Source organism: Pseudomonas sp. LB3P93 (assembly GCF_054898025.1).
In genome coordinates this window covers 5,053,982-5,069,022 of sequence record NZ_CM142713.1, presented here as the reverse complement: position 1 = coordinate 5,069,022, position 15,041 = coordinate 5,053,982, and the positions used below count along the sequence as shown (strand labels likewise).

At 57.3% G+C, this 15,041-nt stretch carries 19 protein-coding genes; 18 read left to right on the top strand and 1 reads right to left on the bottom strand.

Annotation, left to right across the window (positions count from 1 at the left end; all coding sequences use genetic code 11):
* The first annotated feature begins 454 nt into the window (after window positions 1–454).
* The gene (locus tag ACYZT8_RS23075) at window positions 455–880 is read left to right on the top strand and encodes an HIT domain-containing protein (RefSeq protein ID WP_461976202.1); all 426 of its coding nucleotides are present in this window, start codon (window positions 455–457) and stop codon (window positions 878–880) included.
* A gap of 3 nt (window positions 881–883) precedes the next feature.
* Entirely contained in the window at window positions 884–1,090 is a 207-nt protein-coding gene (locus ACYZT8_RS23070) for a SlyX family protein (protein ID WP_461976200.1), read from the top strand.
* A 61-nt stretch (window positions 1,091–1,151) separates the two neighbouring features.
* Here the strand turns inward: ACYZT8_RS23070 and ACYZT8_RS23065 are convergent, their stop codons facing one another.
* On the bottom strand, window positions 1,152–1,754 hold the full coding sequence (locus tag ACYZT8_RS23065; RefSeq protein ID WP_056741398.1) for a cold-shock protein: 603 nt from the start codon (window positions 1,752–1,754) through the stop codon (window positions 1,152–1,154).
* A gap of 307 nt (window positions 1,755–2,061) precedes the next feature.
* Here ACYZT8_RS23065 and ACYZT8_RS23060 point away from each other — a divergent pair, with 307 nt between their 5' ends.
* From ACYZT8_RS23060 to queE, 16 genes are all read left to right on the top strand, one after another.
* Entirely contained in the window at window positions 2,062–2,532 is a 471-nt protein-coding gene (locus ACYZT8_RS23060) for a Dps family protein (RefSeq protein ID WP_461976198.1), read from the top strand.
* Window positions 2,533–2,796: 264 nt separating this feature from the next.
* Window positions 2,797–3,135 carry a ribbon-helix-helix domain-containing protein gene (locus tag ACYZT8_RS23055; protein WP_461976196.1) on the top strand — a complete coding sequence of 113 codons (339 nt, stop codon included), beginning with the start codon at window positions 2,797–2,799 and terminating at the stop codon, window positions 3,133–3,135.
* A 136-nt stretch (window positions 3,136–3,271) separates the two neighbouring features.
* The gene (locus ACYZT8_RS23050) at window positions 3,272–3,493 is read left to right on the top strand and encodes an FmdB family zinc ribbon protein (protein ID WP_010457489.1); all 222 of its coding nucleotides are present in this window, start codon (window positions 3,272–3,274) and stop codon (window positions 3,491–3,493) included.
* A 95-nt stretch (window positions 3,494–3,588) separates the two neighbouring features.
* Window positions 3,589–5,364 carry an aspartate--tRNA ligase gene (gene aspS / locus ACYZT8_RS23045; RefSeq protein ID WP_461955388.1) on the top strand — a complete coding sequence of 592 codons (1,776 nt, stop codon included), beginning with the start codon at window positions 3,589–3,591 and terminating at the stop codon, window positions 5,362–5,364.
* A gap of 119 nt (window positions 5,365–5,483) precedes the next feature.
* Window positions 5,484–6,227 (top strand): YebC/PmpR family DNA-binding transcriptional regulator, encoded by a 744-nt coding sequence (locus tag ACYZT8_RS23040; protein WP_461976194.1) that lies wholly within the window; start codon window positions 5,484–5,486, stop codon window positions 6,225–6,227.
* Window positions 6,228–6,388: 161 nt separating this feature from the next.
* Complete coding sequence (ruvC, locus tag ACYZT8_RS23035) at window positions 6,389–6,913, top strand: crossover junction endodeoxyribonuclease RuvC (RefSeq protein ID WP_461976193.1); 525 nt, start codon at window positions 6,389–6,391, stop codon at window positions 6,911–6,913.
* 115 nt (window positions 6,914–7,028) lie between these two features.
* A complete protein-coding gene (gene ruvA, locus ACYZT8_RS23030) occupies window positions 7,029–7,643 on the top strand; it encodes a Holliday junction branch migration protein RuvA (protein ID WP_064679388.1) in 615 nt (204 codons plus the stop codon).
* Window positions 7,644–8,705, top strand: a complete 1,062-nt coding sequence (ruvB, locus tag ACYZT8_RS23025; RefSeq protein WP_008147374.1) for a Holliday junction branch migration DNA helicase RuvB — start codon at window positions 7,644–7,646, stop codon at window positions 8,703–8,705.
* A gap of 126 nt (window positions 8,706–8,831) precedes the next feature.
* A complete protein-coding gene (ybgC, locus tag ACYZT8_RS23020) occupies window positions 8,832–9,299 on the top strand; it encodes a tol-pal system-associated acyl-CoA thioesterase (RefSeq protein ID WP_222588172.1) in 468 nt (155 codons plus the stop codon).
* The gene (gene tolQ, locus ACYZT8_RS23015; RefSeq protein WP_008147369.1) at window positions 9,289–9,984 is read left to right on the top strand and encodes a protein TolQ; all 696 of its coding nucleotides are present in this window, start codon (window positions 9,289–9,291) and stop codon (window positions 9,982–9,984) included. The genes ybgC and tolQ overlap by 11 nt, the downstream gene beginning before the upstream one ends.
* A 23-nt stretch (window positions 9,985–10,007) precedes the next feature.
* Entirely contained in the window at window positions 10,008–10,460 is a 453-nt protein-coding gene (gene tolR / locus ACYZT8_RS23010; protein WP_162556275.1) for a protein TolR, read from the top strand.
* Window positions 10,460–11,539 (top strand): cell envelope integrity protein TolA, encoded by a 1,080-nt coding sequence (gene tolA / locus ACYZT8_RS23005; protein ID WP_131059802.1) that lies wholly within the window; start codon window positions 10,460–10,462, stop codon window positions 11,537–11,539. The genes tolR and tolA overlap by 1 nt, the downstream gene beginning before the upstream one ends.
* A 29-nt stretch (window positions 11,540–11,568) precedes the next feature.
* Window positions 11,569–12,837: a Tol-Pal system beta propeller repeat protein TolB gene (tolB, locus tag ACYZT8_RS23000; protein ID WP_461976189.1), complete on the top strand. Its 1,269-nt coding sequence runs from the start codon at window positions 11,569–11,571 to the stop codon at window positions 12,835–12,837.
* A gap of 52 nt (window positions 12,838–12,889) precedes the next feature.
* Window positions 12,890–13,387, top strand: coding sequence for a peptidoglycan-associated lipoprotein Pal (pal, locus tag ACYZT8_RS22995; protein ID WP_003178634.1), 498 nt, complete (start codon window positions 12,890–12,892; stop codon window positions 13,385–13,387).
* Window positions 13,388–13,393: 6 nt separating this feature from the next.
* Window positions 13,394–14,227: a tol-pal system protein YbgF gene (gene ybgF / locus ACYZT8_RS22990; protein WP_461976187.1), complete on the top strand. Its 834-nt coding sequence runs from the start codon at window positions 13,394–13,396 to the stop codon at window positions 14,225–14,227.
* Window positions 14,228–14,393: 166 nt separating this feature from the next.
* Entirely contained in the window at window positions 14,394–15,041 is a 648-nt protein-coding gene (gene queE, locus ACYZT8_RS22985) for a 7-carboxy-7-deazaguanine synthase QueE (protein WP_461976185.1), read from the top strand.

The window sequence follows — 15,041 nt, the reverse complement described above, 5'->3', positions numbered from 1 at the left end:
TGTAAAAACCTCATAAAACCGGGGGCTTCGAGCGTGTTTTTTGTACGCTTGACGCCGTGCATTGCATGGTGTTGCAACCCTGAAGCCGATCGCATGACATCGAAAAATGTTACCGGTTCACCCCTTCGGTGAGTAATTCACGGATGCTGACGCACTCAGCGTAGACGCACTGTGCGGTTTTGGTGCAAAAAATCTTAATCACTGTGCTGAAATCACACAGTGCGCTGATGGCTACGGCTGAAACTATTCATTGGATATCAGTCATTTCGCCATTTCGGGTGCGATCTTCGGTTCTGTGTTGGTGCGTATCGATCGAAAATGGCCCATCTCGGGGCGTTCGTTCCGCGTGATGCCAGCGGTGATCACGGGTATGCTGCCGTCCTGTCGCTTGGTGCGCAGCCCTTCTGGATGGGCGCTAAGCTGAAAAAATGATGACCAGGCGGGAGTGCGCAGAGTGTTCGCTTTAGATCCACGACTTCAACAAGACACGCTACCGATCGGGGATTTTCCGCTGTGCCGGTTGCTGTTATCCAATGATTCAAACTATCCCTGGTTCATCCTGGTGCCTCGCCGCGACGATATCAGCGAGATATTTCAGTTGGGTGTCGCAGATCAACAGTTGTTGTGGCAGGAAACGACCGCGCTGGCGGAGTTGCTCAAGGACTCGTTCGACGCTGACAAGTTGAATATCGCGGCGTTGGGTAATGTAGTCAGTCAGTTGCACATGCATGTCATTGTGCGCAAGCGCGAGGATGCCGCCTGGCCAGCCCCGGTCTGGGGTAAACACCCGGCCGTGCCTTACAGTGCAGCGCAGGTCGCGGCCATTCGCGAGCAGTTGCGTCTGGTACTGACCGAAGACTTCACGTTTCTGGAGGGTTGAGTCATGAGCCTGGAAGACCGCGTTACCGATCTGGAGAGCCAGCTGGCGTTTCAGGATGACACCATCCAGGCATTGAGCGATGTGCTGGCAACGCAGCAGCGCGCCGTTGAGCGCCTGCAACTGCAAATGGCCGCATTGCTCAAGCGCCAGGAAGAAATGGCTGGCCAGTTCGAAACCTTCGAAGAAGACGCGCCACCGCCTCATTATTGAAACTGCAGGCATAAAAAAACCGCGAACAGCTCAGCTGCTCGCGGTTTTTTTTAGCCTTGAATCAGCGACGCGGCAATGCGGCGATCACGTCTTCGGCTTGCAGCCCTTTGTCACGATTCATGACGGAGAACTCCACGCGCTGGCCTTCGACCAGAACACGGTGACCTTCGCCACGAATGGCCCGGAAATGCACGAAAATATCATCGCCGGAATCACGGGAAATGAAGCCGAAGCCTTTGGAAGTGTTGAACCACTTGACGGTGCCGGTATCGCGGTTGCTCATGTCGTAGCTTGGCGAGGCGGCGGCCGGTGAAGATTTGTAGAAGCTGATGGCCAGGTGCAGAAAAACGGCGATCAGGGCAGCTACCAGGCTGAACAGAACGGCAGGTTGACCGGCAATGACAGGCATTGGTGCGATCAACGTCAGGGTTTGCAGGACGACGGCCAGGACCAGCAGGGCGCTGACCAGGTTTTGCAGTTGATGACGTGGGCCTTTGTTCCAGTAAGGGATAACGGGAGCAAGGGTGAGGTTGAGCAGGCCGAAAAAGGCCAGGTAAAGCGCATCGGGTTGTTGCAGGTAAGGTACTGCTTCGGATCGCAGGCTAGGGATGAAGGACAGCAGCAGGGCTGCTGCGCCCATTAGCAGGTGGACGATTTTCAACATTTTGATTAACTCACGTTAAGACGGATCACAAGGAAGAGCTGATTGAGCACGGTTCGCTTCAGAACAATAAGAGGCGTTGGACACGTACCCGCTACCAGCCTATGCGCAGCCCCCGGAAAATAGGCGGTCGCGACACACTGTCTATTTAACAGCAAAGCCTGCAGCTACTCAAATCAGGCAGTCCGGCGGTGCTTCTCGGGGCGTTTTGTCGCAGGCCATTGTGCAATCCCGGGCTGCGATGGGTGGGCAGGCTTGCTAGAGTGGTCCTGCACCTGTTGGATGACTCAATCACCTTTAGGGGAAAAACATGGCAATCGATATCGGTATCAGTGAAGAAGACCGCAAGTCCATCGTCGACGGGCTTTCGCGTCTGCTGTCGGACACTTATGTGTTGTATTTGAAAACCCATAACTTCCATTGGAATGTCACCGGTCCCATGTTTCGGACCCTGCACCTCATGTTCGAGGAGCAATATAACGAGTTGGCCCTGGCCGTCGATTCGATTGCCGAGCGCATTCGCGCCCTCGGGTTTCCTGCGCCAGGCGCCTATTCAATTTATGCGCGGCTGTCCTCTATAAAGGAAGAAGCCGGCGTACCCAGCGCCGAAGACATGATCAAGCAGCTTGTCGAGGGGCAAGAGGCAGTGACGCGTACGGCGCGCGGGATCTTTCCGTTGCTGGAAAAAGTCAGCGACGAACCGACGGCTGATCTGTTGACCCAGCGCATGCAAGTCCACGAAAAAACCGCGTGGATGCTGCGGTCTCTGCTGGATAAGTAATTTCGTCAATGCGCGAATAATGCCCATCGGGTGTTATTCGCGGTCTTTGATTTCCTCATAATCGCTTTTTCGCTCGTTAAAATTCGTCTGGTTATGTAGGAAAATGGCCGGCCTAGGACGGTCTCCATGATCGCCCTTCAGTTGTTGGCTTATCCTACGTCGATGGTCATAAAGTCATCTGGATATACCTTTGCGCCTGCGCTTTTATAAGGCAACGAATATTGCTCTTACAGAAGGCAAGGATGGCAAAGGAGTGTCAACGATATGGATTACGAAGACAGGCGAAGCGAGGGGAGGGTCGGTCCGGTCAAGGACATAAGGATTGATCCATTTGTCAGTGAATTTGATATGGGGCTGGCCCAGCCTCTATCCCGGTCGGTACGGTTGAATGGCTTTGCCACCTGCTTGCGGCTTGAGCAGGTGTACTGGGATATTTTGGGCGATATGGCCAAGGTCAATTGCTGTACGGTCAGCGCGCTGCTGTCCCATGTGGATCGCGAAGTGCACTTGCGTCATGGCGGGGTCAAGAACTTCACCGGGCTGGTGCGGGTTGTCTGCGTCGTGCACAGCCTGAAAGAGGGTGGCTGCGCCGCAATGCCCTAGCCACAGCGCTGGATAGGGCAGAGTGTCGGTCTGTGCAGTCTTACGGCTGCACAGGCCGCATTTAATGGATATAATCCCGCTCTTTGCCGCAAAACCCAGCGTGCGCGGTAGCAATCTGATCGCCGAGACAATCCCCATGCCGATGTACGACTATCAATGTGCTTCCTGTGGTCATCAGTTGGAAGCCATTCAAAAGATCAGCGCAGCACCGCTGGTCGACTGCCCTGCCTGCCAGGCGCCAGAGCTTAAAAAGATGCTGTCCATGCCGGGCTTCCGCCTGAGCGGCACCGGCTGGTACGAAACCGATTTCAAGACCGGTTCCAAGAAGAATCTGGCCGGCGGCGACAAAGCTGACTAAGGTCTGGAACCTGAGTTGAACGACTACGCGCGAGCTCTTGCAACCTCTGCAAGGCCTCCAACCGAATTTCGATTACGAGAAGTGAAACCACTACCATGATGCGCAGCCATTATTGCGGCCAACTGAACGAAGCCCTGGAAGGCCAGGAAATTACCCTTTGCGGATGGGTTCACCGTCGCCGTGACCACGGTGGGGTGATTTTCCTCGATATCCGTGATCGTGACGGTCTGGCCCAGGTGGTGTTCGACCCGGACCGCGCCGAGAGCTTCGCCGCCGCCGATCGCGTGCGCAGCGAATACGTCGTGAAGATCACCGGCAAGGTTCGCCTGCGTCCGGCCGGTGCCACCAACGCCAACATGGCGTCGGGCATGATCGAAGTCCTGGGTTACGAGCTCGAAGTGCTGAACGAATCGGAAACCCCGCCGTTCCCGTTGAACGAGTACTCCGACGTCGGCGAAGAAACTCGCCTGCGTTATCGCTTCCTGGATCTGCGTCGCCCGGAAATGGCCGAGAAGCTGCGTCTGCGTTCGCGCATGACCACCAGCATCCGCCGCTACCTCGACGAGAACGGCTTCCTCGACGTCGAGACGCCGATTCTGACCCGCGCTACACCTGAAGGCGCACGTGATTATCTGGTGCCGAGCCGTACTCACGCCGGTTCGTTCTTCGCCTTGCCGCAATCGCCGCAGCTGTTCAAGCAACTGCTGATGGTGGCCGGCTTCGACCGTTACTACCAGATCGCCAAGTGCTTCCGCGACGAAGACCTGCGTGCCGACCGTCAGCCTGAATTCACCCAGATCGACATCGAAACCAGCTTCCTCGATGAAAAAGACATCATGGGCCTCACCGAAGGCATGATCCGCAACCTGTTCAAGGAAGTGCTGGATCTGGAATTCGGTGAGTTCCCGCACATGACCTTCGAAGAGGCCATGCGTCGTTACGGTTCCGACAAGCCAGACCTGCGTAACCCGCTGGAACTGGTGGACGTGGCCGACCAGCTGAAAGAAGTCGACTTCAAGGTCTTCAGCGGTCCTGCCAACGATCCGAAATGCCGTGTCGCCGCCTTGCGTGTACCCGGTGCGGCGAGCATGCCGCGCAAGCAGATCGACGACTACACCAAGTTCGTCGGCATCTACGGTGCCAAGGGCCTGGCGTACATCAAGGTCAACGAGCGCGCCAAAGGCGTTGAAGGCCTGCAGTCGCCAATCGTCAAGAACATCCCTGAAGCCAACCTCAACGTGATCCTCGATCGTGTTGGCGCGGTCGATGGCGACATCGTGTTCTTCGGCGCCGACAAGGCCAAGATCGTCAGCGAAGCCCTGGGCGCGCTGCGGATCAAGGTCGGCAACGACCTGGACCTGCTGACCTGCAAGTGGGCGCCAATGTGGGTCGTCGACTTCCCGATGTTCGAAGAGAACGACGACGGCAGCTTCAGCGCCTTGCACCACCCGTTCACCGCGCCGAAATGCACCCCGGAAGAACTGGAAGCCAACCCGGCGACCGCTCTCTCCCGTGCCTACGACATGGTTCTGAACGGCACCGAGCTGGGTGGCGGTTCGATCCGTATCCACCGCAAGGAAATGCAGCAAACGGTGTTCCGCCTGTTGGGTATCAATGAAGCAGAACAGGAAGAGAAATTCGGCTTCCTGCTCGACGCCCTGAAATATGGTGCGCCGCCGCACGGTGGCCTGGCCTTCGGTCTGGACCGTCTGGTCATGCTGATGACCGGTGCCCAGTCGATTCGTGAAGTGATCGCCTTCCCGAAAACCCAGAGTGCTGCCGACGTGATGACGCAAGCCCCGGGTGTGGTAGATGCCAAGGCATTGCGCGAGCTGCACATTCGTCTGCGCGAAACGCCAAAGGCTGAGTAAGGCTGACCGCAAAGGCGCATCCTTTTGGGATGCGCCTTTTCTTTAGGTCGAGATTTTTTCTTGCTGGCCGACACAGCGTGCGCGGCGGGCAATGTTTCAAAGAGAATTCGGAGCGAGTTATGGCGGGTCATTCCAAGTGGGCGAACATCAAGCACCGCAAAGAACGTCAGGATGCCAAGAAGGGCAAGATTTTCACCAAGTGGATTCGTGAACTGACCGTTGCTGCCCGTCAGGGTGGCGGTGATCCGGGCTCCAACCCGCGCTTGCGTCTGGCGCTGGACAAGGCCCTTGGCGCGAACATGAGCCGCGACATCATTGATCGCGCAGTCGCCCGCGGTGCCGGTGCTGCCGATACCGACGACATGGTCGAGCTGAGCTACGAAGGCTACGGCCCGGGCGGCGTGGCGGTGATGGTCGAGTGCATGACCGACAACCGTAACCGCACCGCAGCGGCTGTTCGCCATGCGTTCAGCAAGTGCGGCGGCAACCTCGGCACCGACGGTTCGGTGGCGTATCTGTTCGAGCGCAAGGGGCAGATTTCCTTCGCGCCGGGCATTGATGAAGACGCGCTGATGGAAGCGGCCATGGAAGCCGACGCCGATGACGTGGTCACCCATGAAGACGGCTCGATTGACGTGTTCACCTCGTTCGCCGGCTTCTACTCCGTGCGTAACGCGCTGGAAGCGGCCGGTTTCAAAGGCGATGACGCGGAAATCGTGATGCTGCCGACCACCAGTGCCGAACTGGACCTGGAAGGCGCCGAGAAGGTGCTCAAGCTGATCGACATGCTCGAAGACCTGGATGACGTGCAGAACGTCTACTCCAATGCGGACATTCCAGAGTCAGTCGCCGCACAGCTTTGACAGGCACGACTAAGATCTAATGTGGGAGCTGGCTTGCCTGCGATGGCGTCGTGTCAGGCGACATCATTGATTGATGTGCCTACGCCATCGCAGGCAAGCCAGCTCCCACATTTGTTATTTGCTGGATTGAAAATAGTGTTCTTCCCTAAACCGCAGGCGTTATGACTTTAATTCTTGGTATCGACCCCGGTTCGCGCATCACCGGTTATGGCGTAGTGCGTGATACCGGACATGGCTGCGTGTACGTGGCGTCGGGCTGCATTCGCACAGGGTCCGGCGAGTTGCATGAGCGTCTGCAAATCGTCTATCGCGGTGTGCGCGAAGTCATCCAGACTTACGGCCCGGTGACCATGGGCATTGAAAAAGTCTTTATGGCGCGCAATGCCGACTCTGCCCTCAAGCTCGGTCAGGCCCGGGGCGCTGCGATTGTCGCGGGTGCCGAAGAAAGCCTGGAGATCGCCGAGTACACCGCGACCCAGGTCAAGCAAGCGGTTACCGGCACCGGCGCGGCGAATAAAGAGCAGGTGCAGATGATGGTCATGCACATGCTGAAATTGACCAGCAAGCCGCAAATCGATGCTTCGGATGCCCTGGCCATCGCCATTTGTCATGCACATACCCGTTCCAGCCTGTTGCCCCATGGCCTGGGAACGGCACGCAGTCGTGGCGGGCGCCTGCGTCTCTGATAGCATCAGCAGTCATTTTTAGGGAATGAGGGTTTTGCGCCTGTGTTGCCGGCGCAAAACCCTTGTTCTGTCAGTCGCCAGTCATTGATCTGGCCAACGCTCAAGGATCTGAAACGTGATTGGACGCTTGCGCGGCACACTGGCTGAGAAACAGCCGCCGCACCTGATTCTGGATGTAAACGGTCTGGGGTATGAACTGGAAGTGCCCATGACCACGCTGTATCGCTTGCCGTCGGTCGGTGAACCGCTGACCTTGCACACCCATTTGGTCGTACGCGAAGACGCGCAGTTACTCTATGGCTTCTTCGGCAAGCGTGAGCGAGACTTTTTTCGCGAGTTGATCCGTCTCAATGGTGTAGGGCCGAAATTGGCCCTGGCCTTGATGTCGAGCCTGGAAGTCGATGAACTGGTACGTTGCGTGCAATCCCAGGACACTTCGGCGCTGACCAAGGTGCCGGGCGTGGGCAAAAAGACGGCCGAGCGTTTGCTGGTGGAACTCAAGGACCGCTTCAAGGCTTGGGAAACCGTGCCGGCGATGTTCGCCCTGGTACCGAACCAGCCGGGTGGGCCGGATGCGGCTCCGGTCGCTACCGCCGAAAATGATGCGGTCAGCGCGCTGATTTCCCTGGGCTACAAGCCGCAGGAAGCCAGTAAGGCGATTTCCGCGATCAAGGAGAAAGGTTTGAGCAGTGAAGACATGATTCGTCGTGCCCTGAAGGGAATGATCTAAGTGATTGAAGCTGATCGTCTGATTGCCGCCACGCCTGGCCCTCGCGACCGCGAGGAAGTCCAGGACCGGGCGATTCGCCCTGTCAGCCTGGCCGAATACATTGGTCAGCCGACCGTTCGCGAGCAAATGGAGTTGTTCATCCAGGCGGCTCGCGGGCGTAACGAATCCCTGGACCACACTCTGATTTTCGGCCCGCCAGGTCTGGGCAAGACCACCCTGGCCAACATCATTGCCCAGGAAATGGGCGTGTCGATCAAAAGCACCTCGGGCCCGGTGCTTGAGCGTCCGGGCGATCTGGCTGCCCTGTTGACCAATCTTGAGCCTCACGACGTGCTGTTCATCGACGAGATCCATCGGCTGTCGCCAATCGTCGAAGAAGTGCTGTACCCGGCCATGGAAGATTTCCAGCTCGACATCATGATTGGTGAAGGGCCGGCTGCGCGCTCGATCAAGCTGGATCTGCCGCCGTTCACCCTGGTCGGCGCGACAACGCGTGCCGGCATGCTGACCAACCCGCTGCGCGACCGGTTCGGCATTGTCCAGCGCCTGGAGTTCTACAACACTGCCGACCTGGCAACGATTGTCAGCCGTTCGGCGAACATCCTCGGCTTGCCGCTGGACCCGGAAGGCGCCTTTGAGATCGCCCGTCGTGCCCGCGGCACCCCGCGGATTGCCAACCGCTTGTTGCGCCGGGTTCGGGATTTCGCCGAAGTTCGTGCCAAAGGCCACATCACCAAACCGATCGCCGACCTGGCCTTGAACCTGCTGGATGTCGACGAGCGTGGCTTCGATCACCAGGACCGGCGTCTGCTGTTGACCATGATCGAGAAGTTTGACGGTGGGCCGGTTGGCGTGGACAGCCTGGCCGCTGCGATCAGCGAAGAGCGCCACACTATTGAAGACGTGCTGGAGCCGTATCTGATCCAGCAGGGCTACATCATGCGCACGCCGCGGGGGCGAGTGGTCACCCGGCACGCGTATTTGCATTTCGGTTTAAACATTCCGTCACGATTGGGCGAGATGCCCGTGGTAGACGAGTTCCTCGATGCCGTGGACGATTAATCACCTTTGCGCGCTGATTTATTCGGAGTTTGTGCGGTCTGAGGACCGTATTTCACCAGAAAGCCGCGAATCAATGAAAAACAGTTGCCTGGCCGGATTGGCAACCTGAGGAGTAAGCACTAGAGTATGCGCGCGCAAAACGGGCTTGAGCCGTTCGCACTTCGTTGTCGCGTTTATTACGAGGACACCGATGCGGGCGGCATCGTGTATTACGTCAATTACCTCAAGTTTATGGAACGGGCTCGAACCGAGCGGCTCCGGGATCTGGGTTTTGCCCAGTCGGCGCTGGCAGGTGAGGACCTGTTGTTTGTCGTGCATTCCAGCGAAGCGCGTTATCACGCGCCGGCGCGACTGGACGACGAGCTTCTGGTAAGCGCTGAAGTAATCGAATTGAACCGTGTCAGCCTGCGCTTTAAACAGCAGGTCAGGCGAGCCACGGATAATGTGCTGCTCTGCGAAGGGCAGTTTCTGGTGGCCTGTGTGCGCACTGAAAGTTTAAAACCCCGGGCCATTCCCGAAGCTCTACGAGCGGCCTTCGCCGACGTGAGCGGCGCGGGTACACACTCAAAGCAGGAGATAAAGCGTGGAAGCTAACGTCGTCGACCATTCCTCCATGTGGAGCCTGGTCAGCAATGCCAGTATCGTGGTGCAACTGGTAATGCTGATCCTGGTAGCCGCATCGGTGACCTCATGGATCATGATCTTTCAGCGCAGCAACCTGCTGCGTGCCGGTCGACGTGCCCTGGAGAGCTTTGAAGAGCGCTTCTGGTCCGGCATCGACCTGTCCAAACTCTACCGTCAGGCTGGCAGCAACCCTGATCCGGATTCGGGCGTCGAGCAGATCTTCCGTGCCGGTTTCAAGGAATTCTCCCGTCTGCGTCAGCAGCCAGGCGTTGACCCGGAAGCGGTCATGGAAGGCGTGGCCCGTGCCATGCGCGTCGCCATTTCCCGCGAAGAAGAAAAGCTCGAACAGAGCCTGCCGTTCCTCGCCACCGTAGGTTCCGTCAGCCCGTACATCGGTCTGTTCGGTACCGTCTGGGGGATCATGAACTCCTTCCGTGGCCTGGCCACTGCCCAGCAAGCGACCCTGGCCACCGTGGCCCCGGGTATCGCCGAAGCACTGATCGCCACCGCGATCGGCCTGTTCGCGGCCATCCCGGCCGTTATCGCTTACAACCGTTTTGCTGCTCGCAGTGAAACCCTGCTGGGCCGTTACTACACCTTCGCCGATGAATTCCAGGCGATCCTGCACCGCAAAGTGCACACCAGCGAAGAATAAGCAGGTAATTTCCAATGGCTTTAATCGCTCGAGCTCGCAAAAAGCGCAAGCCGGTTGCCGAGATGAACGTGGTGCCTTACATCGACGTGATGCTGGTGCTGCTGGTCATCTTCATGGTGACCGCTCCGATGCTCAATCAGGGCGTGAAAGTTGATCTGCCCAAGGTTTCCAGCGAAGCCTTGCCGCAGGACAACAACACCCAGGTCCTGACCATTTCGATCAAGTCTGACAAGACCTACTACTGGAACCTTGGCAGCGAAGTCGACACTGAAAAGCAACAGGACAAGGCCATGACCTTGCCGCAGATGACTGACGCGGTGACCAAGATCATTCGCGCCGGTACTGAAGGCGGCAAGCGCACCCAGGTGTTCATTCGCGGCGACAAGACCGTCGATTACGGTTCCGTGATGGGCGCCATGGGTGGGTTGCAGAAAGCCGGGGTCGGTAATGTTGGCTTGATTACCGAGGCACCCTGATGCAGCAAATGCGAGAGCCGTCCGCCTCGGAAAGCTACTTCTGGCCTAGTGTTCTGGCGATTGTCTTGCACGTGCTGGTGTTCGGCATGCTGTTCGTCAGTTTCGCCTTCACACCGGAGCTGCCGCCGGCCAAGCCGATTGTCCAGGCGACCTTGTACCAACTGAAATCGAAAAGTCAGGCGACCACCCAGACCAATCAGAAGATTGCGGGTGAAGCGAAGAAATCTGCCGCGCGTCAGACCGAAGTCGAACAGATGGAACAGAAAAAGATCGAACAGGAAGCGATCAAGGCCGCGGAACAAAAGAAGGAAGATGCGGCTCAAAAAGCCGAAGAATCCAAGAAGGCCGACGAGACCAAGAAAGCGGATGAGGCAAAAAAGGCTGATGAAGCCAAGAAAGCCGATGAAGCGAAGAAGACCGCCGAAGCCAAAAAGGTCGAAGAGAAACAATTGGCTGATATAGCCAAGAAGAAATCTGAAGAAGAAGCCAAGAAAGCTGCTGAAGAAGAGGCCAAGAAAGCGGCCGCTGAAGAAGCAAAGAAAAAGATTGTCGAAGACGCGAAGAAGAAAGCCGCGGAAGACGCCAAGAAGAAATCTGAAGCTGAAGAGGCGAAGAAGAAAGTCGCCGAAGACGCGAAGAAGAAAGCTGCTGCCGATGCTGCGAAGAAGAAATCGCAGGAAGCGGCACGTAAATCCGTCGATGAGAAAAAGGCTCAGGCCCTGGCAGATTTGCTTTCGGACACGACGGAGCGTCAGCAGGCCTTGGCGGATGAACAGGGTGATGAAGTCGCGGGTAACTTCGACGATCTGATTCGCTCGCGTGCTTCTGAAGGTTGGGCGCAGCCACCGTCGGCCCGCAAGGGCATGAAGGTGATCCTGCAAATCAACATGCTGCCTGACGGCACAATCTCCGGCGTATCGGTTGCCAAGTCCAGCGGTGATGTACCGTTCGACAGTTCAGCGGTAGCGGCGGTAAAAAACATTGGTCGATTGACCGAAATGCAGGGTCTGAAGCCAGCTGATTTCGCACCCTATCGTTCATTCAAGATGACATTCACACCTGAGGATCTAGCCTTGTGAGAAACCTTCTTCGAGGACTGCTTGTAGTCATGTTCTGCTTTGCAGGACTGGCCACCGCAGATGAAAAAAATATCCTGGTCAGCAGTGGTAGCTCCCAGGCAACTCCAATTGCCGTAGTGCCATTCGGTTTCCAGGGCGGCACCGTGCTGCCGGACGACATGGCCGAGATCATCGGCAACGACCTGCGCAACTCGGGTTACTACGCGCCGATTCCAAAGCAGAACATGATCAGCCAGCCGAGCCAGGCCAGCGAAATCATTTTCCGTGACTGGAAGGCGATCAACGCCCAGTACATTATGGTCGGCAGCATCGTGCCAGCGGGCGGTCGCCTGCAGGTTCAATACGCTCTGTTCAACGTCGCCACCGAGCAGCAAGTGCTGACCGGCAGCGTGTCGGGCAGCGTCGATCAACTGCGCGACATGTCGCACTACATCGCCGACCAGTCGTTCGAAAAACTCACCGGCATTAAAGGTGCGTTCTCGACACGTCTGCTGTACGTGACGGCTGAGCGTTTCTCCGAGAAGAACACGCGCTACACGCTGCAACGTTCGGACTATGACGGTGCCCGCGCCGTGACCCTGCTGCAATCGCGCGAGCCGATCCTGTCGCCGCGTTTCGCACCGGATGGCAAGCGCATCGCTTACGTGTCGTTCGAGCAGAAACGTCCGCGTATTTTCATGCAGAACATCGACACCGGTCGCCGTGAGCAAATCACCAACTTCGAAGGCCTGAATGGCGCACCAGCCTGGTCGCCGGATGGCAATCGCCTGGCATTTGTACTGTCGAAAGACGGTAACCCGGACATCTACGTGATGAACCTGGGTTCGCGTCAGATCACTCGCGTCACCAACGGTCCCGGCATCAATACCGAACCGTTCTGGGGTAAGGATGGTTCGACCATCTATTTCACCTCTGACCGTGGCGGCAAGCCACAGATCTATAAAACCAGCGTCGGTGGTGGCGGTGCGGAACGTGTGACCTTCATTGGTAACTACAACGCCAACCCTAAACTGTCGGCTGATGAAAAGACCCTGGTGATGATCCACCGCCAGGATGGCTTCACTAATTTCAAAGTGGCGGCCCAGGATTTGCAGCGAGGTAGTGTAAAGATCCTCACTGATAGCACTCTGGACGAGTCACCTACTGTTGCGCCCAACGGCACCATGGTAATCTACGCCACCCGCCAGCAGGGCCGGGGAGTCTTGATGCTCGTGTCCATTAATGGACGCGTAAGGCTCCCGCTTCCTACCGCACAAGGCGAAGTCAGAGAACCTTCCTGGTCCCCTTACCTGAACTGACGCGGCGCTACACGTTGTACTTAACACACTGGGGTTCATTAGGAGTTTCAAGATGGAAATGCTGAAGTTTGGTAAATTTGCTGCGCTGGCTCTGGCCATGGCTGTAGCTGTAGGTTGCTCGTCCAAAGGCGGCGACAATGCCGGTGAAGGCGCTGTTGATCCAAACGCTGGTTACGGCGCTAACACTGGTGCCGTTGATGGCTCCCTGAGCGAAGAAGCTGCTCTGCGCGCAATCACCACCTTCTACTTCGAATACGACAGCTCGGACCTGAAGCCAGAAGCCATGCGCGCTCTGGACGTTCACGCCAAAGACCTGAAAGCAAACGGCGCTCGCGTTGTTCTGGAAGGCAACACCGACGAACGTGGTACTCGTGAGTACAACATGGCACTGGGCGAGCGTCGTGCGAAAGCCGTTCAGCGCTACCTGGTACTGCAAGGTGTTTCCCCAGCTCAGCTGGAACTGGTTTCCTACGGCGAAGAGCGTCCAGTTGCTACCGGCAACGACGAGCAGTCCTGGGCTCAAAACCGTCGCGTCGAACTGCGTAAGTAATTCGTCATGCGAACGTGCCGTCGTGCTGTAACTGTTTTGGCTCTCAGCCTCGCACCGCTTGCGGTGTGGGCTGCGGTTCCTGTGGTCGATAACGACTCCGGCTATAACAATAGCGGGACTAGTAGTCCGCCTGCGGGTTACGGTACGAACGGCGCCTATGCCGGGGGAGGGGTTTCGACCCCTGTCTCGGCACAGGGCCAGCTGTTCAACCAATTGCAATCCATGCAGGATCAGATCTCGCGCCAACAGGGCGTGATCGAAGAACTGCAAAATGATGTATCGCGCATGAAGCAAGAGAGCCTGGAGCGATATCAGGATCTTGATCGGCGCATAGGAACCGGCGTTGCACCAGCCGCGACTCCTGATAATTCTTCCGCCGGTGGCAGTTTGAATGCCCCCGGTGCAGCAGCTGGTGCAGGAGCGGCTGCCGCTCAAGCGCCTGCCGCGGGTAGTGAGCCGGCTGATCCGGCGAAGGAAAAACTGTATTACGATGCAGCCTTCGACCTGATCAAGGCCAAGGATTTCGACAAGGCCAGCCAGGCTTTTGCCGCTTTTCTGCGCAAGTACCCGAACAGCCAATACGCGGGCAATGCCCAGTACTGGTTGGGCGAAGTGAATCTGGCCAAAGGCGATCTGCAAGGTGCAGGTCAGGCTTTTGCCAAGGTTTCGCAGCTGTACCCCAAGCATCCCAAAGTGCCTGACTCGCTGTACAAACTGGCTGACGTAGAGCGCCGCCTCGGTCACACCGACAAGGTCAAAGGCATTCTGCAACAGGTCGTGTCCCAATATCCGGGTACCTCCGCTGCTCAGCTGGCTCAGCGTGACCTGCAGAAAATGTAAGGTTGCTTGACCTGTTTCGAAGAAACCCGCGCTAGTCGCGGGTTTTTTCGTTAGAATTCACGCCCTTTTTATGAAACACGCTTTTTGGGATCTACGCGGTGGCGGGGTTCCTTGAAGTGCCTGACGGAGGCGGACAGCCTGTTTAGCTGTTATGCCCGTGGCGACTATGCAAGACACATTGAGAATCACCGAAGTTTTCTACTCGTTGCAGGGTGAAACGCGGACTGCCGGGCTGCCCACTGTTTTTGTGCGCCTGACCGGTTGCCCGTTGCGTTGCCAATATTGCGACAGCGCCTACGCGTTCACCGGCGGCACCATTCGCCCACTCGACGACATCCTCGAGCAAGTGGCCGGTTTCCGTCCGCGTTACGTGTGTGTTACCGGCGGCGAGCCGCTGGCACAACCCAACGCCATCCCATTGCTTAAGCAGTTGTGTGACGCCGGTTACGAAGTGTCACTGGAAACCAGTGGTGCTCTCGACATCTCGGCGGTAGATTCCCGGGTCAGTCGCGTCGTCGATCTGAAAACCCCGGGTTCGAAAGAATCCCACCGCAACCGCTACGAGAACATCGAACTGCTTACGCCAAACGACCAGGTGAAGTTTGTCATCTGCTCGCGGGAAGACTACGACTGGGCCGTGTCCAAGCTGATTCAGTACGGCCTCGACAAGCGTGCCGGCGAAGTGCTGTTCTCGCCAAGCCACCATGACCTGAATGCGCGGGACCTGGCTGACTGGGTGGTGGCGGATAACCTGCCAGTGCGTCTGCAATTGCAGCTGCATAAATATCTTTGGAATGACGAGCCGGGGCGCTGA